This is a genomic window from Enterococcus sp. DIV1421a, assembly GCF_051711025.1.
Classification (GTDB): Bacteria; Bacillota; Bacilli; order Lactobacillales; family Enterococcaceae; genus Enterococcus_B; species Enterococcus_B hirae.
The window spans coordinates 2,770,311-2,790,708 of sequence record NZ_JBIOLU010000001.1; the positions used below are offsets into that span (position 1 = coordinate 2,770,311).

The 20,398-nt window shown below is 34.5% G+C and carries 14 protein-coding genes; 2 read left to right on the forward strand and 12 right to left on the reverse strand.

The features are described 5' to 3' along the window. Window position 1 precedes the first annotated feature (1 nt). A complete protein-coding gene (locus tag IGK21_RS12580; RefSeq protein ID WP_034700119.1) occupies window positions 2-1,945 on the reverse strand; it encodes a BglG family transcription antiterminator in 1,944 nt (647 codons plus the stop codon). Window positions 1,946-2,881: 936 nt separating this feature from the next. On the opposite strand from IGK21_RS12580, the gene IGK21_RS12585 reads away from it, so the two are divergent. Next, window positions 2,882-3,022: a type I toxin-antitoxin system Fst family toxin gene (locus tag IGK21_RS12585; protein ID WP_115233184.1), complete on the forward strand. Its 141-nt coding sequence runs from the start codon at window positions 2,882-2,884 to the stop codon at window positions 3,020-3,022. A gap of 380 nt (window positions 3,023-3,402) precedes the next feature. On the opposite strand, the gene IGK21_RS12590 is transcribed toward IGK21_RS12585, so the two are convergent. The 9 genes from IGK21_RS12590 to IGK21_RS12630 all read right to left on the reverse strand — a co-directional run bounded on the left by IGK21_RS12590 (window position 3,403) and on the right by IGK21_RS12630 (window position 14,115). Beyond that, window positions 3,403-5,325: an ATP-binding protein gene (locus tag IGK21_RS12590; protein ID WP_034700121.1), complete on the reverse strand. Its 1,923-nt coding sequence runs from the start codon at window positions 5,323-5,325 to the stop codon at window positions 3,403-3,405. Next, window positions 5,326-6,522: an SIR2 family protein gene (locus IGK21_RS12595; protein ID WP_034700123.1), complete on the reverse strand. Its 1,197-nt coding sequence runs from the start codon at window positions 6,520-6,522 to the stop codon at window positions 5,326-5,328. It abuts the gene before it with no gap. Window positions 6,523-6,531: 9 nt separating this feature from the next. After that, window positions 6,532-8,157, reverse strand: a complete 1,626-nt coding sequence (locus IGK21_RS12600; protein ID WP_034700126.1) for a hypothetical protein — start codon at window positions 8,155-8,157, stop codon at window positions 6,532-6,534. Beyond that, window positions 8,150-9,907, reverse strand: coding sequence for a hypothetical protein (locus tag IGK21_RS12605; protein ID WP_181918512.1), 1,758 nt, complete (start codon window positions 9,905-9,907; stop codon window positions 8,150-8,152). Before IGK21_RS12605 ends, IGK21_RS12600 begins: the two co-directional genes overlap by 8 nt. Before the next feature lie 62 nt (window positions 9,908-9,969). Next, window positions 9,970-10,203 (reverse strand): helix-turn-helix domain-containing protein, encoded by a 234-nt coding sequence (locus IGK21_RS12610; protein WP_034700131.1) that lies wholly within the window; start codon window positions 10,201-10,203, stop codon window positions 9,970-9,972. A gap of 570 nt (window positions 10,204-10,773) precedes the next feature. Then, complete coding sequence (gene rpsI, locus IGK21_RS12615) at window positions 10,774-11,166, reverse strand: 30S ribosomal protein S9 (RefSeq protein ID WP_002287505.1); 393 nt, start codon at window positions 11,164-11,166, stop codon at window positions 10,774-10,776. Window positions 11,167-11,181: 15 nt separating this feature from the next. Continuing rightward, window positions 11,182-11,610: a 50S ribosomal protein L13 gene (rplM, locus tag IGK21_RS12620; RefSeq protein ID WP_034686358.1), complete on the reverse strand. Its 429-nt coding sequence runs from the start codon at window positions 11,608-11,610 to the stop codon at window positions 11,182-11,184. A gap of 305 nt (window positions 11,611-11,915) precedes the next feature. Continuing rightward, window positions 11,916-12,383, reverse strand: coding sequence for a Dps family protein (locus IGK21_RS12625; protein ID WP_034700133.1), 468 nt, complete (start codon window positions 12,381-12,383; stop codon window positions 11,916-11,918). A gap of 190 nt (window positions 12,384-12,573) precedes the next feature. Beyond that, the gene (locus IGK21_RS12630) at window positions 12,574-14,115 is read right to left on the reverse strand and encodes a gluconokinase (protein ID WP_034700136.1); all 1,542 of its coding nucleotides are present in this window, start codon (window positions 14,113-14,115) and stop codon (window positions 12,574-12,576) included. 72 nt (window positions 14,116-14,187) lie between these two features. Between IGK21_RS12630 and IGK21_RS12635 the strand changes: the two genes are divergently transcribed. Beyond that, entirely contained in the window at window positions 14,188-14,862 is a 675-nt protein-coding gene (locus IGK21_RS12635; protein WP_034700138.1) for a prepilin peptidase, read from the forward strand. A 309-nt stretch (window positions 14,863-15,171) separates the two neighbouring features. Here the strand turns inward: IGK21_RS12635 and msrA are convergent, their stop codons facing one another. Then, window positions 15,172-15,696, reverse strand: a complete 525-nt coding sequence (gene msrA / locus IGK21_RS12640; RefSeq protein ID WP_080704615.1) for a peptide-methionine (S)-S-oxide reductase MsrA — start codon at window positions 15,694-15,696, stop codon at window positions 15,172-15,174. 987 nt (window positions 15,697-16,683) lie between these two features. Continuing rightward, complete coding sequence (rpoC, locus tag IGK21_RS12645; protein WP_010720683.1) at window positions 16,684-20,337, reverse strand: DNA-directed RNA polymerase subunit beta'; 3,654 nt, start codon at window positions 20,335-20,337, stop codon at window positions 16,684-16,686. Between the last annotated feature and the right edge of the window lie 61 nt (window positions 20,338-20,398).

The window sequence follows — 20,398 nt, forward strand, 5'->3', positions numbered from 1 at the left end:
CTTACTTCCTCTTTCCTATAATTTCGTTAATAATCTCATTCCTTGTTTCTTTACTTGCAATACTTTTTATTCTCTCAGGTGAGACAAAGACATCATAAAGTAGTGCAATCATATTTTTCACTTGAATCATATCTTCTTCTGCAATCGCTAAGAATAAAACAACCCTTATATCCACATCTCCCCAAGTAATTTTGTTTTTTAGGGTGATAATAGAAATTTTTGTTTTGACTACATATTTAGGATTTGCATGTGGGATGGCTACGCCTGATGAAAGTCCGGTAGCTCCTAGTTTTTCTCTTTGAAGTACAACCTCAAGAAAATTATCCTTTACTAATTGTTCTTCTTTATATTTCTCAGTGATGAAAGAAAGTACAGATTCTCTACTATCAAAATCTTGATTCAAGAACATCCAACCATCCTTCAAATATTTCTTTAAAATCGTTTTATCCGGTGCAATAGATGGTAAAAATGTATTGTCTTGTTGATTCAAGGTAAGAAGATGACGATTAATCAATGCAATTTCTTCTTTCGTTGGTAATGGTCGAACATAAATAATCGGCGTTTGATACTCATTTTCTAATTTGACTGTTGAAATAATCAAATCGACACTATCTAAGTTGTAATCCTGCAACTTTTGAACATCAATCACTTCATAGACTACGGTGCTAGGAGAACTATGACGAATACGTTGAAATAATAATTGCGAAGTTCCCAACCCCGTTGGACAAATAAGAAAAACATGCTTCGTATTCACAATTTTTTCAAAAGCTAACTGAAAATGAATAGTCAAAAAAGTAATTTCATCATCCGTTACTCTGATCCCCATTGCTTTTTCCAATTTTGGAATACAGTAAGTTGTTAGCGTATACATTGTGCTGTATTGCCGAATGATATCCTCTTTTAAAGGATTTTTAATGGTAATCCCCATTTGCAACCGATAAACCATTGGCTCAATATGGGCAAATAGAGATTGAAGCAGCTGACTATCTTGCTCCAAATCCTTCTCAACCAGTGTCGACATATCTTGAATAAATTGTTTGGTGGTCTCCATGATTTGTTGACTATGGGTTGCCAGATTCACAAACGGTCTCACTCCATGTCCCATAAACAACGAACAAATAAAGTAAAGATCATTTATCGTAAAGGAACAATTCAATTCATCTTTGACCCCATTTGAAAAATCTAGTGCCACCATATATAATTCCATTTTCTTTATTTCGACAAACAAAGGATTTTTATTTGTTTGTGAATGGTAGCCATGCTTTACTCGACCAATCAAAGTTAACAACGAAAGTTTGAGTGAATGGACAATATAATTTGTTGGTTGCTGTTTAGACTGTTGGTAAAAATTCTTTACAAAATCATCCACAAACTGAACCATCGCTTGATCAAAAACAAAGTGATATTGACATTTTTCATTCCCTACACCGATGTTTTTTTCAAAATAATTGACAAATGTCCGCTGGATCAACTCTTCAGGTGTTTTTTGTGTGTCTATTACATGATTTGAAGTAATCCTAATCCCAGCTAACCGACAATATTTGATGATTTCCTCATAATCCTTACGCAAAGTTGCAATACTGACAAAAAACTTTTTTTCAAAATACTCATATCTTTTTTTATCCGTTTTAAAAATTAGATTGGCGAATAAGTACACTCTCCGATAATTTGAACTATACTTTACCTCTGTTGACATAGCTTCTTTACTAGTGATAAATATTTTGGCATCATTTTTTTTAGTTGATGTTCCAATTAGGTAAATCCCAATGCGAGGTTTTTTTTCAATTTTTAACTCAAAACGATTCAAGAACTGTCCCAGCTTCTGAATATCTTGATAAATTGTTTTATTCGAAACATTGAGTTTTTCACTAAAGAAACTTGCTGGTTGAAAATTCTCCTCCTCTAAAAGTAATTCAATTAACTGACTCTCGCGCTTTGATAACATCCATCATCACCTCAGAAAACGTTTTCCTTGTTTATATCATAGAGTTTTTCTCCCTAAAGATAAATACGTAATCTGTTCCACATTAAAGTGGAAGAGATTATTATGACCCTATACTTTTTGATGTTGGTGAGACTCACGACAACTTTTTTATGATTTAAAATGAAAAAAGACACTCTCCAAAATTTGGAAAGTGCCTTGAAAGACATGCTCAAGGTAACTGCGCTCAGCATAGCTTCGCCCAGTGTGATTATCGTAACTCGCCCAATCTATCTGAGAAGTTTCCGTAAGCTCGCAAAATGATTCCGACAAGATAACGAACAAAAGGTGTGTAGAATAATTAAATTCTTTCACCGCCATCCACCTCTTTTCTCCGCCATTTTATACTATTTGGCGGAGAAAGTATTTCATTTATTATATTTTCTCTACACTGTAAAAAAAACAACATTTTTTAGGCAAGAAAAGTCAAGAAATATCCAATATCATTATTTATATACCCCAAACATTCCTAAGATAACTACTAAATTATCGATCTATCCACTTATGAAAAATTTGAACAACGATTAGCAGAAGTAAAAAATGCTAAATGAATAGCATGCTTAAAAAGCTAGTACCCATTTCCATACCCAAAAGTACAAAAAAAAGACACTCTCCAAAAATAAAAAGTGTCTAAAACATTGATATAATAGTATTCTTAACATTTTGAAAACTATGAAGCTTTACGAGCTTTCTTAAGAGCTAGTTCTGTGGCAGAGATTTTGAAGGGAATGGATAGCAATAGATTGAGCAACTCTTCAACAAGTACGGTTTTAATGGATTTCACCACATTTTAAAGCCTTCGTACCTAAAGACGTACCTAAAAAATATACGTGAATCAAAAAGACTATTTTATAACAATTTCTCACCCATAAAATTTAAGTTCACTTCCTAATGCACAATATGCTATACTCACTTTGGCAACTTGCCCCCAAGGGGGTGATTCCATTGGAAAAATTAATATCGCTAGTTATTGCACCTATCTTTGTAGGTTTAGTTATTCAACTAATTTCTCACTGGTTAGATGAGAAAGACAATGACTAATAGCAAGTTGCTTCTAACCCACACATTCGAAGTCGCAACGATTGTAAAAGAAAACCACTCTATTCGCCGTAGAGTGGTTTTTGTGTTCCATTGGTAAAAATTAATATCACTTCGCACCATCATCATATCAAGAATAATCCAAAAAATCAAATTGTCTATATTAAAGGATTCAGTACCCATAAGTAGTAGCCTATTAACGCCTCAAAAGATAGATAATTTGTTTTACAGGGATCAACTTGTACGAGATAGAGGGCAACTTTTGCTAGTACTCATCTTTACGTTCTTTCCTTACATACTTGTTGGAAGAAAAACACTACCCAAAAATTGAAAAGAGCCTTTAAGCTCACGAACAGAGTAGATTCACTAAATTTCATTGAATTTTATCCCTTACTATTTCCTTTCAATTTCCAAATATCTAATAATGGGATATTTTCACTATTTGGCGCTAATGCACTATTTAGCTGATCAACTTGTATAATTATTGGAAGCTCAAATAATACACCAGTCAATATAACTTGTCCTGGCGCTAAATTAGGAATACTCTCTTTGGAAACACTATCTAATGAAGACATTGTTTTATCCAGTAAACGCAAATCATTGTCGTTAACTAATCGATGGATAAAATAATTATGAATTTGAGAAACTATTGTAGCAGAGATATCAGCTGGTCTTTGACTAGATATTGTCAAATAATATCCAAACTTTCTTCCTTCTTTGATTATCTCTTCAAAAACCTCTAATCTATAATCTTTCCATTTCTCAGACTCTCTACTTGATGAGTCTGATAAAATATTATGTGCTTCGTCGATAATTAAATTAAAAATTCTATTTCGACCGCTATTTTGTTCCCTATTCATTTCATATGTTAGCTTTGCTATAACCATTGGAATCATCATTTTCATATCTTGATTAACGTTTTTGAAAGATACTACATTGACTGTACTATCAAAAATTTCTTCATCGCCAGATGCTATTTTAAATACTTTTGAAAAATCATTTACACGAGATTCAATTCTATGGAGTAAAGGTGCAATATGATCATACTGAACTGTGTGTTGCCTTAATTCATATATCATTTTCAAATAAGAAGCAATTTGTAAGTTTTTCATTGGATTATCGAGATCAAAATCCTTTGTATTCAATTTTAACGAAACTTTTCTTTTCTCTTCTTTCAATAAATCTTCATCAGGATTCCAATAGTAACTACCATTATTAGATTCATTCCATCCTTCTAAAAAAACTTTAGAATAAAAACACTCTCTTGTATTATTGTACAGTGAATTTCCAATCCACTCTGAAACATCTTCATTTTTTAAATCCAACAGTTTTAACACTTGTTTAAATAGGTCTAAACTATTATGATTCGAAACAATATAAACATTAGAAAAAGCTTCAGCGATATATCTAGGCAAATTATCTTTAAAAACTCCTTCATCTTTAAAATAGTAATTTAGAACTCTACTTAAAAAAGGCTGTTGGGTCTGCTCAGTTGCACCAAAAAGAACAGAAAGCATGTCTTTGTCCCAAAATCTTGTCTCAGGTATATTAAGACGTGTATCTTGTTGGTCTACTTTTGTCTCTTGTTTTCTATTGGTACTCAAATTATATATCTTTTTATTTTCTGTAACTGACTGTTCTCCTACATACTCACCATTAAAGTCTAGCAACACAAACTTAGATTCTCCGAAATCAAGAACGTTATATCTAAAACTCAACTCAAACAATTCATGATACAATTTTGCTAAAGTATTAGATTTTCCACTTCCAGTATTTCCAAAAATAGCAATATGACTATTAAATAATTTATACCATTTTAAATTGAAATTAATTCCGTCTGGCCATACTTTACCAATTGTTACTGGTGGAATTTTTTTACTCTCAAAACCTTCATTACCTTCACTGCCTAATAATATTGCTTCTTTCTGTCTTTCAGATAATAAAACTACATCGTTAAAAATTTGTGGAAAAGCCACCATACCTGATTTGTAATCATTTCTTTTAAAACTACCAATGATTTTGACTTCAATTTCCCTTACAAATCTGTCTTTTCTGAACTCCTGTATTGAAGAATCTCTTAACTGATCATATGCATACTCTTTTTCCACTTTTCCCACAATTGTATATTGTCCACGAATAATCCCCACATAAGAGCCAATGATTACTCCTGAATATTTTTCTCCTTTAAAAAAATGTACTAATTGACTTGTATTTTCAAATAATCGTATTAATACAGCAGTTCCTTTAATCTCACGAACTGCTCCAACAATAAAATCTAAAGAAGAGGTGTTAGTTGACTCGCCCATTCATTCTTTGCCCCCTAATAGGTTATTTAGAAAGGTAAAATTACCATTAATAAGACTACCATCTACTTTTTCATCAAAGTTAGGTATAAATTCAATTTGAACCCCTTTTCCTAAAGCTTTTTCTATCGTTTCCTTAGATTTTTTATTGTATGCAATGACATATATTTTTAAGAATGGATTCACCATTGATCTTCTGACTATCTCCAAGATATGTTCATCTGCAAAAGAGAAGCCGAATACAACCAAAACACTATCTTTCTTTTCTAATTCGAAACTTAGCATTCTTAACATTTGGTAATAGTGTTGTTCAAAAACAGTCTCAGAAAACTTTTGTTTAGTTGGACTTACTATTGGTAATAAATCATATCTTTCTTTAAAATATTTTAATTTATCATCTGCAATAGAATAAATCTGATTAATATGCTCTTTTAATACATCTTCTGTAAGAGTATTATCAAAAATTGACTGCTCAATACTTTCAATGCAAAAAAAATCAATTGCTTTATTTAAATCAGAATTATCCCCAATAGGATCAATATCCTCTTTACTATCCAAAATCAGTTCATTAACTTTTTCTGCTTCTTTCACAAGGTCTTCAAAAATTTTATTCTCTAAACTCATCTCAATTTTTTCATTATCTTTTTTCCACGTTACCGATCCATGCAATTTAATCAAATTGATAGTTGGAATACTTCTTTGAAACCCATCACTAATACCAGAATGTGCAGCTGTAATATAAAAATTTTCTGAGGAAACATATTTTTTTAAAAAACCTCTACTTCCATCATTGAAAAATGTAAGTCTATTTTGTGACGCTAATTTATCAAAAGATAATTCAAAGAGAGTATCATAGTTTGTCGTAAAAATATTAACCCTTTTGGGTTTATCAAACCCTTCATGATTAGATAAAGTAATAAGGTTAGAGATAAATCTCTCATAGTTTTCAACAATTTCTTTTGATTGATCCTCTATCTCTAAAATTTGTGTCTTTTTCACCCAAAGGTTAAACCATAAATAATAAAGAACTATCTTCTGATTCTCACTATATTCTTTTGAGGTCAATAATTCTTCAAATGATTTTGAAAATGCATCTATCCATAAAGTAGGAATTATCCCCGCTGATGCACCTGATCCAATTAAAAAATTGATATTCTTACCATTTATTTCATCTAAAAAATTACTATATTCTTTTGTCATACACTTTTCTCACCCTCTATTTATAAATTCTTTTCTCCAATAACTTGGAATAACAGGTATTCTATACTTTCTACTAATCATCAAACCTATTGTAGGAAATGAGTACTCAATAAAACTAAAATGATTAAAATCATCAATTTTTGATGTATCTAAAATCATTTTCTTTGTTTCTTTTGATTCAAGTTCATTCAGTATATCAGTGTATCCTTGCATATGAATTTCATTTTTAATATATAAATTAAACTCTTCTTCGCTTGAACAATTCCAATTTTGAATTGTTGCTTCACTAAGAAAATCAAATTCTAATATTTGATTAGCCAAGTCTTCTTGTTCTGTTAACAACGCCCACTCAAAAAGAATACCCCAGAGAAATGAAGCAGAATATCGGTTTACATAATCAATCTCTTGAAACTCAATTTCCATGGCTAAACTATATTGTCTTTCCAAAATAGGATATTTTCCATTTCTGATATTAGAAAAAATATGGCTAGTATAGTTTTTCACTAAGATCTCAATATCAGCAAGATTTCTTTTCAATAGCATTACATAAAACAGAATAGATATCTCTATCCCATCATTATCATACACTGGATAATAGAAACCATAATTATTATTCATTAAATCAACTAACAAATTTATAGTATCTTCAACAGAATATTTTAAATCAAAATTTTTTGAACTATTCTCAGTTGATAAAAATGCTGCATACACAGAGAGATAGCCCAATATCTCAAAACATAATATTCTATATTCAACGGGATTATAGGAGGGTAAGCCATTTCTAATTGTTGAAAATCCGCTCAGATTATCCATGAATTTTTCGTTTGAATTTATATACAACTTGATGAATTTATTCAACCATAAGATTTCATTCGTCTTTTCAAAGAGATTATTTTTTTGAATATAGGACCACATAGATATTAGTACATATTCTGTAAACTGTATACTGATCCGATATCGCTTCTTTTCATTTGCAGTGTGGGTTACCAAACTCAATACCATTTGTAATGATGTAAATATTTTATTCTTCTTTTTCTCAGTTGTTACTTCTTCAAGTTCTTTAAAATATTTACTTACGATAGATTCAAAAAAATCTAATTTATAATCTGATTCATCTAAGTAGTAAAGGCATTTTCTTAGCTCAGAACGTTTACTTTTACTAAATAACGTTTCATTAAAACCTTCTTGAAGAACTAAGTTTACTAAATCCGGCAGCAAGATTGAAGAAATATTAATATCCTCTGTACTATTACTTTTTTTATACCCCTCCCAGTTAGGTCTAACAGCATCCTGTATTATTCCATTTGTTACAAATACAATGTTTTTTTGTCTGTTTTGATAAATTGAATCCAACATTGTGTTTAAATAAACATCAACAATTTCCGAGAAACTTTGTCGGACAGAATTCTTATCTCCGTCCCATGTCTGTCTAGTTAAATCTCCTTGTTTTATAACATATAAATAGATTTCCTCACCTTTTTCTGCGAGTAAATCGACACCATATTGTCTTTCCCCTGTCTTGGGCAGATTTTTTACAGTATACCCATCTAATTTTAACAAATCAGACAATAAAATATCCAATTCATCTTTTTCCTTTAAAGAAGCTAAATAATCTTCTAGTATCAATTCAATCATGTAATTTGTCCTCCAAGATTATCGCAGTCTCAGTTTTATGAAATAATGGATCATTTAGAAATCTCACTGGTATAGGCATACTATGACTCATTTTCTTCATTTCACTCACTTGCATGTGTAAATTACCGTCATCATCTATATGTTTATACTGAACTTTATTTCCGTACAAGATCGTTTGCTTAGAAAAAAGCTCATCTAAAACAGATAATTTTTCAGCATCTTCATTTATTTTTCTAGTTCTTTCGGCTACCTTTTCATAATAAATATTCATATTTTTTTCAGATGGTTTGAAATCAAAATTCTCTACACTTTTTTCGTGTAATTCCCGTCTTTGCATCAATTCTATATTAATTCTTTTTAGTTTAGGCTCATCTAAAACAAAATATTCTACTTTTTTTTCCAACAAATAGAAGTAATTGTCATATATTGAAGTAAGAATATAATCATATAATTCTTTCTGAATATTTTCATTCCTTGTATTCAGAAATAAATCTATAGAAATGTCACAAATGAAATCAGCATCTATCTCATAACAATGAAAAATTCTTAATAACCTCAAATAGTAATCTTCTTTTAAATCTCCTAAAGACATTTTTTTCTTTTTATAGAGATGCTTGATCACTTTAATAGCTACATTAAAATATTTGTTCATATCAAGTGCTATTTGCAATAAATTTTTCAAAAAAATCCCTGAATTATTTTCTATCCTAGAAAGTATTGAATCATGTTCTTCGATACCAATAATTGATAATATTGGTATAAAAAATTTCACAAAAATAGAATCTTCTAGCAAAGAGTAGATGTGACTTATCGGGTACTTTAAATGTTCAATTTTTTCATCTGATAATTGAATAATAAGTGAATATAAACATTCAGCACACTCTTTACTAATTGCTATTTTATCTTGGTATACAAGATAAATGATCCTTTCGATATTTGATTCTCCAAGTTGTTCAGTTATTTTACTTATTTCATCAACTATAGCTTCATCGTTATTATTAAGTAATAACATAAATAAAAGATGTGAGTAGTTTCCAATTAATAAAGCGTTTTCCTCGCCAATTACATCTAATTCTACTTTTGTAATTAATTTCTCTCTAGCAATTCTATAAGCAAATTTTTTGTCGGTTTTAGAAATCTCAAAACACGATTGAATCAAAAAAAGAGTCTCCTCAAAACCCTTCACTTGATAATCTTCAATAAACTTGTATAACATATCTCTTTTTTCTAAACTGAATATTATAAGATAGTTCAGTTCTCTATTAGGGTTTGTTACAAACTCAATTTTAATATCTTCTAATAATTCATCACTTACATATTGAGAGAGTGTTCGATAAAAAGTAATATCATTAGTCTTTTTAAAAATCGTATGACAATATTCTAAAACATCTTCTAATGTCAAATTCAGCGATTCAACTTGCTCCATAGATAAAAAAATTTGTCTTTTAAATTCATTATCTACAAAAGATTCTTCGGATATCTTTTCATTAAATAAATCAAGAAACGAATAGTCTCCTTTCTCTATTAAATATATTATTAAAGACAACATAATATTATCTCCTAAGGAAATTTCTGAATTACAAATTTTTTTTATATCAGAAAAGTTAAAATGTCTTTCAATCTTATATACCTTATTCAGTTCTTCTAATTGAGTTACTTTATCCTCCGTAAATTTAAAATTCTTATACTTACTAATCTGCTCATTTGTTAAGTTCATTTCCTTAAAGAAAGAAATTCTATCGTAAATCAAATTTATCTCTCCATTTCTATCTAAGTGTGAGCTGGTAATCTGTAATTACAAATTATAAAAGCTTATTTCATTTTCTTCAGTTTAATAATTTTATCGATATCATCAATCTCCAATGCATCCGCGATTCTTTCAATGTGTTCTAAATAAATTTTCTGTCTTTTTCCATTTGCCAAATTACTTAGATTTGATGGCTCAATTCCAGATAATCTTGCGAGTTCTCTTAATGACATTTGACGTTCTGCTAACAAATCATTAATCAGCACTTCCACTTCTCTACCACCTTCATTTTCATTCATTTGTGTTTCCTCCCCTGTGTTGTCTATATAAACATGGTATAGTATAAAAATTTAAAATTGTTGTTCATATAGACATGATTATCAGCAAAATAGAAGAAGTACTAAAAGAAAACTGTGAATTTAGAGAAACAACTTGGAATTAAACAAAACGCAGAGCAATTTCTTTTCACTTATATTGATAGAAAGTGAAATGTGAATGTCCCAGTACACATAGACTACCTTAACTACCGCATCAAATCAGTGAAACGCCGACACAAACACTTGATAAATACTTCTTCTCAAAAGTTAAGACATACTTTTAGCACGCTAGCAGGTAGAGGTGGCGCAACAATTGAACAAATTTCTAGAGCAGTCATCAATTCTGATACATAAACAACAGAAGTTTATATGAAAACACCAAATATCGTTCATCTATCCACTTACGAAAATTTGAACAACGCTTGGAAGAAGTAAAAAATGGAAAATGAATGGCAGGTTTAAAATCTTCCTACCCATTTTCGTACCCAAAAGTACAAAAAAAGACACCTTCCAAAAATGGAAAGTGTCTGAAACGTTGATATAATAGTAGTCTTAACGTTTTGAGAACTGTGAAGCTTTACGAGCTTTCTTAAGACCTGGTTTTTTACGTTCAACCATACGTGCGTCACGAGTAAGTAAGCCAGCACGTTTAAGAGCTAGACGGAAGTCAGGATCAACTTCTAGCAATGCACGAGCGATACCATGACGGATAGCTCCTGATTGTCCAGCGTAGCCTCCACCGTTTACGTTAACAAATACGTCATAAGCGCCTTTTGTTTCAGTAACAGCGAAAGGTTGATTGATTACTTCACGCAAGTCAGCATGTGGAATGTATTCTTCAACATCTTTTTTGTTTACAGTAATTTTACCAGTTCCTGGTACTAAACGTACACGAGCAACTGCATTTTTACGACGGCCTGTGCCGATATATTGAACTTGTGCCAATGAAATTCCCTCCTATTAGATTAAGTTTGTAATGTCTAAAACTTCTGGTTGTTGTGCTGCATGTGGATGCTCAGCTCCAGCGTATACATTCAATTTTGTAAATTGTTTGCGGCCTAAAGTATTTTTAGGAAGCATTCCTTTTACAGAAGTTTCGATCAAACGACGAGAATTTTTAGCACGCAATTCACCAGCAGTGATTGATTTCAATCCTCCTGGGTAGTTGCTGTGACGGTAATAAATTTTATCAGTCGCTTTTTTACCTGTTAATTTCACTTTATCTGCATTGATTACGATGACGAAATCGCCAGTGTCCAAATGAGGTGTGAAAGTTGGTTTATTTTTACCACGTAGTACAGATGCAACAACTGTTGAAAGACGTCCCAATGGAACATCAGTTGCGTCTACTACATACCATTTACGTTCTACTTCGCCTGGTTTGGCCATATATGTTGTACGCACGTTAGTTTCCTCCAATTTAAGTTCTGATGTTTGACATACACTTCGAGTTTCCGGGGCTCTTTGTGGGGCAAACAATACCATTTAACATATTACCTGCTAATCCCCTTAATGTCAACGTTTTTTCTTAGCAATCCAAAACTTTCGTTTTTATTGCCCGTATCCTTGTGATGCACTCATTCTTTTTTAGAACGAAGAACGTTTCTTTCTCTTTCTAAAATAAAAACTGCAAGGAAAATAACTTCCCTCGCAGTTTTTCTACTATTATATAATATCATCAGCTGATGATCATTTTACACATCGATTTCTGGTGCTTTTCCTAAATGTGCTTGAATCATCCAGATTCGTTTTTCAGTCGCTGTTTTGAATTCGATAAAGATATCTTGTGTTGGGTCGTCGCCTTCCTCACCAGCTACTTCAATTCCTTTTTGGTAAAGGTCTGCCAAATAGCGGTAGCCTTTCACAAGAATTTCCAAGCGTTCTGGAATAGTCCGATCCCAATTGCCTACTTCGTCAGGAATATTGGTGTTGTCTGCAAATTCACGTAAGGTTGAATAAGGAGAACCATCTAGTGTGATCAAACGCTCTGAGATTTCATCTAATTGTTCATTCAAGTCATCCATAAATTCATCCATCATTGGGTGCAATGTCAAGAAACCTGGTCCACGCATATACCAATGTGTTTGGTGAACAACAACAGACATTTGACTCAAGTCTGCAACTAATTGATTTAATACTTCTTTTGTTTGTGGAAATTTCATTTTCTTTTCTCCTCCTAACTTTTGTCTACAATAAAAGCATAGTAAACTTTGAGACAAAAGTACAATAAAACCAATTAGTTGAGAACGATTTTCATCCTATCATTTCTTAGAAAAGACTTTCTATTGCTTTAGTCGTTTTTTCTAGTTCTTACACTATTCCTCTCTTATTCCGTCATTCTACTTTTTCATCCTATTTTTCATCCATAGTACTTAAAGTTTGCCGTAAATGCGCTAAAGGCTGATAAGTCGCCGCTACTTGTTTTTGTGTTTCAACAAAAATCGGAAAGATTTTTTGATATGTCTCTTTGACCGTTTGTTGAACTGGTACTTGTGAAGCAAGCTGTACTTTTTCTATAGCTTCGCTTAAGTCAGTGATCTTCCCGATACTTTGCCACCCTAAGAAAACGGCTCCTAAAGCGGAGGCTTCAGACACCGCCGGGAAAATGAGCGGATACCCCAAAACGTCAGCCATTAATTGGCGAAAGACAGGCGATTGTGAGAATCCGCCTGTAGCTCTGATTTCTGTTAATTGATCTTCTGAACAAACTCCTGTCAAAATCCTTTTTAAATTGAAACAAATTCCTTCTAGAATAGCTCGCATCATTTCTTTTTCCGTGTGGTCTCTTTGCAAACCTAAAAAACTCCCAGAAGCTTCTGCCTCCCATAGAGGGGCTCGTTCTCCTAATAAATAGGGCTGAAAGAGTAATCCGTTCGCTCCTGGTGGGACAAACGTAATTGCTGAGAAAAGAGCATCGTAAGGATTTTCACCTTGGTCAATAGCCGCTTGAGTTACTTCTTGCATCAAAGTTTGACTTGCCCAATCAAAAATTCCCGCACCATTACTTGTTGCGCCACCGACTACCCAGTGTGTACGATCCAGTACATAACAGAAGGTTTCCATCTCTGGATGTAGTTGTGGTTTATCTGTAATAAATCTTAATGCCCCACTGGTTCCGACTGTTAACGCAGCTACCTTTTCGCCAAAAGCTCCTAGCCCCAAATTAGATAAAGGACCATCAGCACCGCCCAAAACAAATGATATATCATTTTCTAATCCTAAAATTTCTTGTTTTTCTTTTGATAATCCATTGAGTATCGTGGTTGACGGCATCACTGCAGGTAGTTGTTCTTGAGTGATTGATAAGTAATTTAACGCTTCTTCTGCCCATTTGAATTGATGGATATCAAAATAACCTGTGCCTGAGGCTGTACTGTAATCACAGACTAGTTTCCCAAACAAACGGTAAAAGATATATTCTTTTATGCTAATATAATATGCCACTTGCTTCGTTAGTTCTGGTTGGGTTTCGTTCAACCAATGGATTTTAACTAGTGGCGTCATTGGATGGATTGGGGTGCCTGTTTGTTGATAAAAGTGAAACCCTAGTTGGCTGTTTTTTAGTTTTTCAGCTTGTGTTTTCGCACGATTATCTGCCCAAGTGATCATGCGGGTCAAAGGGTGTTTATTGTCATCTAACAGAATCAAACTGTGCATCGCTGATGAAAAGGCAATCACTTCTATAGTTGTCGACTTAGGTAACTGTTTGACGACTTCTTTGATTACTGTACATACACCGTGGAAGATCAATTCTGGGTCTTGTTCTGCCATTCCTGGTGCTTCTTGGATCATCGGATTAAGGAAATAAGCTGAAGCGATGACTTCAGCTTGTTCGTTGAATGCCACTGCTTTTGTTTGTGTCGTACCGATATCGACTCCGATCGAAATCTTCATTTTGTCACCTCTACTAAAAATAAATAAAATGGTTGTTATTGGCGTATCTTTCTTTAAAAGGAGGCCCTCGCTATGTTTCTCTATTTTATCATTGGTTGTTGCATTGGTTCGTTCTTATGCTTAGTGGCACAACGCCTGCCACAAGGACACTCTATTATTTACCCACGGTCTCATTGTGTCAACTGTCAGCATGTATTGGCTTGGTATGAATTGGTCCCATTGCTTTCCATCTGTTACCAACGTTTTCGTTGTCGAAACTGTCGTTGCAAGCTTTCGCCGATTTATTTTATAGCAGAATGTATCGGTGGTTGTTTATCTGTTTGGCTATTTTATTTTTCACAGCGCCCAGACGGGTTACTTGTTTTTTGGTTTTTGTCAGCCTTTTTACTATCGTTAATGGATAGTTTTTATTTGATGATCGAGGGAAGAACACTTTATTTTATCTGGTTTATCTTATGGATGACTTGGTTGATCAAAGGAGAGTTTCAATGGCTTAGTTTTGCTGTTTTATTCTTGATCAGTTTTTTCCTTACTCGTTACGGGAGTGAATTTTTAGGGTTAGGCGATGTTTTATTGCTTTTAAGCTGGAGTGGCGGTCTAACTCTCAATCAACTGATGCAACTCCTCTTTCTTGCTAGTTTATTGGGATTACTTTTTTTCTTTATTTTTCTCTCTCACGATAAAAAATCTAAAAGAGTACCTTTTGTGCCTTTTTTGAGTGTCGCACTTTTTCTCCTTCATGTGTAGTAATTTAGTTGTCTATTTATTGGTTATCAACGATGCGAGCCTTTTAACTGATGATGATTAATGATTTGACGGACTTTGCTTATTTGCCTCATTACGTACGCTTTTGATAGCTTAGTATCTTTTCTGCTTGCTGTCATTCAACAAACGATAATGAACCTTGATTTATAAAAAAATGGATCAACCAGATGGCCGATCCATTGACACTTAGATAACTTTACCTAAAAAATTATAAAAATCACTAAATTCACAGCAAGCCAAAGCATAGCCAGCTTTTATCCCTAACTGAAATTCTTCAAAATGCAATGTGTCTTATTTTCCAGACCAATGTTTGCGTAAAAAACTCCCTCGTCCAGAGCCTTCTCGGTAAAGATTATAGTGGACTTTGTTCTTCTTATAATAGTCTTGATGATACTCCTCAGCGGGATAAAACTCACTTCGGGGTTCGATTTTTGTGACAATCGGACGATCGAATCGACCACTTTCTTGTAGTTGTTTCTTTGATGCTTCAGCGATTTCACGTTCTTCTTCATTGCTATAATAAATGACCGGTCGATAAGAGTCTCCGCGATCAGCAAATTGACCGAAAGCATCCGTTGGGTCTGTTTGTTGCCAGTAGATTTCGACTAACTGTTCATAAGAAACCAGAGACGGATCATACTCGATTTCTACTGCTTCCGTATGACCTGTCGTTCCTGTGGTTACTTGTTCATAGGTAGGATTTGGGACATGTCCTCCCGTATAGCCAGAGGTTACTGCTATGATTCCTGGCTGTGTTTCAAAAGGTTTGACCATGCACCAAAAACAACCACCTGCAAAAACTGCTTTTTTCGTCATATAAAATCCCCCTTTGTCTTTCATCATACCTTGATTTATAAAAGGGTGATACTGTTTTGCTTACCTTCGAAACGAATAAACAAAGAATCGATACTCCTATACTTACCTGCTTGCTTTATTAAGATAGAATATTGCAGCATTTTCTTTTTTACTAATCTTTTTATTGATTTGATTTTTTATCCATCTATTTAAAAGTATATACAATACTCCTAGGACTTAAACCTAAACGCCATTTATTGTTCTCACATTTTTTACATTTATTGAAAGAAATACTCATTTTACCCCCACCCGGTATTTTTATCAATTTTCCCTATTTTCATTCTCTTTTGTGGATAACTTTCTTTTTCCTCTCAACTGTTTTTTCCACAAGAGAGAATAAACGGTTTTTCTTTTTCCTTGTGGATAGTTCTTTTATATTATACTTTTCCACAGATTTTGAATTAACAACCGCTAAAATTTTTAACTTCAGGGGGACACGTTATGTCAAAAAAACTAATTTCACTGATAAAATTCAACAAATTTTACCAAGCAAGTCAGTAAAGAATTCTGGTACGCTAGTAGATCAAGACAACCCAAAAAATCTACTTGAAAAATTGATTCTCAATACCACACATCCTTCGTCCTCACATTCCCAACTACAAGAAGAAGTTTTTATACTTCAAGCTCAACAAGCACTCGCATCACTTACTGAAACGTTTGGTTCAAACTCGATTATGTATCGTTTATTACCTGAAAAAATCTCAACCCATCCGCTCCTACATAGCAGTTTCACCTGAACGATGAACAAACCTGATCTAGCATAGCAATCTTTAGCAAGTTTTGCTAAGCAATTCAATGATTCATGAACCTATTTTTCTAGAAGTACAAAAATAAGAAAAAATGCTCGTCTGTAATGAACAAATTCTCAATTTCGTTTGTTTCTATCAACTTTAGCACGACAAAAAAAACAGAGCTAAGATGTTCATCTTAGCTCTGTTTGGTATCACATTATTTTGTTTGTTCATTCATTGCATCTTCTGCAGCCATTTGTGCTTCGATGTCTGAAATGCTATAAACATTTTCACTTGCAACACCGACTTCTTTTGGTTCCATGTTACGGTAACGAGCCATACCAGTACCAGCTGGGATGATTTTACCGATGATAACATTTTCTTTCAAACCAAGAAGTGGATCTTTTTTACCTCGGATCGCAGCATCAGTCAAGACACGAGTTGTTTCTTGGAAGGATGCAGCAGATAAGAAGCTGTTTGTTTCTAATGATGCTTTTGTAATACCTAGTAGGACTGGGCGAGATGTTGCAGGTACGCCTCCAGCTACCAATGTATTGTAGTTTTGGTCTTTGAAGTCAGCAATATCCATCAATGTACCTGGTAAGATATCAGTATCACCTGGATCCATTACACGGACTTTACGTAACATTTGTCGAACCATTACTTCGATATGTTTATCGCCGATTTCTACCCCTTGCATACGGTATACACGTTGTACTTCGCGCAGCAAGTAGTTTTCAACTGATAATACATCACGAACTTGTAACAATTGTTTAGGATCGATTGAACCTTCCGTTAATGGTGCACCACGGTGGATCATATCGCCTTCAGCGACTTTCATACGTGCTGTATAAGGAACAGTATACGTACGTGTGTCGGTTTTCCCTTTGATTGTTACTTCTTTTGTACGAGTTGAAGCATCTTCTGAGATATCGATGACGTCACCAGTTACTTCGGTGATCACTGCTTGCCCTTTAGGATTACGTGCTTCAAAAATTTCTTGGACACGAGGAAGACCTTGAGTGATATCGTCTCCGGCTACCCCACCGGTATGGAAGGTACGCATTGTCAACTGAGTACCTGGTTCTCCGATTGATTGAGCGGCGATCGTACCAACTGCTTCACCAACTTCAACGTCAGATCCAGTTGCCAAGTTACGTCCATAACAGTGTTTGCAGACACCATGTTTTGTGTTACATGTGAAGACAGAACGGATCGTTACAGTTTCCACACCTGCATCCACGATTTGTTTTGCAATATCTTCTGAAATCAATTGGTTACCAGCGATGATCAATTCGTTCGTTTCTGGATCACGTACTTCTTTACGTGTGTAACGACCAATCAAACGATCTTCTAATGATTCAATGATTTCGTTTCCTTCACGAATCGCTTGGATTTCAAGACCGCGGTCTGTTCCACAATCTTCTTCACGAATAATAACGTCTTGGGCAACGTCAACCAAACGACGAGTCAAGTAACCTGAATCGGCTGTCTTCAAGGCAGTATCGGTCATCCCTTTACGAGCCCCGTGAGTAGAGATAAACATTTCTAAGACAGAAAGTCCTTCACGGAAGTTTGAGATGATCGGTAATTCCATGATTCGACCATTCGGAGCAGCCATCAGTCCACGCATACCAGCAAGCTGAGTAAAGTTGGAGATGTTACCACGAGCTCCAGAGTCAGACATCATGAAGATTGGGTTTTTCGCTTCTAACCCTTCCATCAGTTTTTGTTGGATGCTATCTTTAGCAGCATTCCAAACAGCGATTACTCGTTCATAACGTTCGTCATCAGTAATCAATCCACGACGGAATTGTTTTGTAATTGTTTCAACTTGTTTATGGGCATTTTCGATGATTCCTTGTTTTTCATTCAGTACACTGATATCTGCGATACCTACTGTGATACCAGCATGTGTAGAATGTTTATACCCTAAGTCTTTCATTCGGTCAAGCATCTTAGAAGTTTCAGTTACTTTGAAACGTTTGAAGACTTCCGCAATGATATTTCCTAGATTTTTCTTCTTGAATGGTAAGACTAATTCTTGCTCTTTGATATGCGCAGGAATATCTGTACCTGCTTCAACAAAATATTTATCCGGTGTTTGTACCGTTAAGTTGAAGTCTGTTGGTTCATTCAAGTAAGGGAACTCTGGAGGCATGATCTCATTAAAGATGATCTTACCAACAGTTGTAATCATCGTACGTTCTTTTTGCCAGTCAGTAAATGGTTTTTCACCTAATGAATTAGGGTTCACACCGATACGTGAGTGTAAATGAACGTAGCCGTTACGCCATGCGATCACAGCTTCGTTTTGGTCACGGAAGACCATTCCTTCGCCTTCACGTCCTTCTTCTTCCATTGTTAGGTAGTAGTTACCTAAAACCATATCTTGGGAAGGTGTTACAACTGGTTTACCGTCTTTTGGATTCAAGATGTTTTGAGCAGCTAGCATCAACATACGAGCTTCCGCTTGTGCTTCTTCGTTCAATGGTACGTGAACGGCCATTTGGTCTCCATCAAAGTCGGCATTATAAGCTTCACATACAAGTGGGTGCAAACGAATCGCACGGCCTTGCACTAAAACAGGTTCAAATGCTTGGATACCAAGTCTGTGTAGCGTAGGTGCCCGGTTAAGTAATACTGGGTGTTCTTTGATTACGTCTTCCAAGACATCCCAAACTTCGTCTTCTTGACGTTCGATTTTACGTTTCGCATTTTTGATGTTAGAAGCTAGTTCACGTTGAACCAATTCACGCATCACGAATGGTTTAAATAGTTCGATCGCCATTTCTTTTGGCAATCCACATTGATACATTTTCAAGAAAGGTCCTACAACGATAACGGAACGTCCTGAATAGTCAACACGTTTACCAAGTAAGTTTTGACGGAAACGACCTTGTTTCCCTTTCAACATGTGAGAAAGAGATTTCAATGGACGGTTACCTGGTCCAGTAACTGGACGGCCACGACGACCATTATCGATCAACGCATCAACAGCTTCTTGTAACATCCGTTTTTCGTTTTGGACGATGATTCCTGGAGCATTCAAATCTAACAAGCGTTTCAAACGGTTATTACGGTTGATTACTCGACGGTAAAGATCATTCAAATCACTTGTTGCAAAACGTCCACCTTCTAATTGCACCATTGGTCGTAAATCTGGTGGAATAACTGGAATAACGTCCATAACCATCCAACTTGGTTCATTTCCTGAAGCACGGAAAGCTTCTAAAATGTCCAAACGGCGGATCGCACGAGTCCGTTTTTGCCCTTGGGCAGATTTCAATTCTTCTTTCAATTCAGCTGCTTCAGCATCTAAATCAACACTGTCTAGTAATTGTTTGATTGCTTCTGCACCCATTGCTGCTTGGAATTCTTGTCCATATTGTTCACGTTTTTCGCGGTATTCACGTTCTGTCAACAATTGTTTTTTCTCTAAGTTGGTGTTTCCTGGTTCGATAACCACATATGAAGCAAAATAAATGATTTCTTCTAAGGCACGAGGACTCATGTCTAAAACAAGTCCCATACGAGAAGGAATTCCTTTAAAGTACCAGATATGTGAAACAGGTGCTGCTAATTCAATGTGACCCATACGTTCACGACGAACTTTTGAACGTGTCACTTCAACACCGCATCGGTCACAAACGATTCCTTTATAACGGATACGTTTATATTTTCCGCAGGCACATTCCCAGTCTTTCGTAGGACCAAAAATCCGCTCACAGAACAACCCTTCGCGTTCAGGTTTTAAGGTACGATAGTTAATCGTCTCAGGTTTTTTTACTTCACCATAAGACCAGCTTCTGATTTTTTCGGGAGAAGCCAAACCTATTTGCATACTTTCGAATTTATTTACATCGATCAAAAGGGGTTCCCTCCATTTCGTTTAATGGCAAAACCGCAAGGCGGCTGATCATCGACCGCCT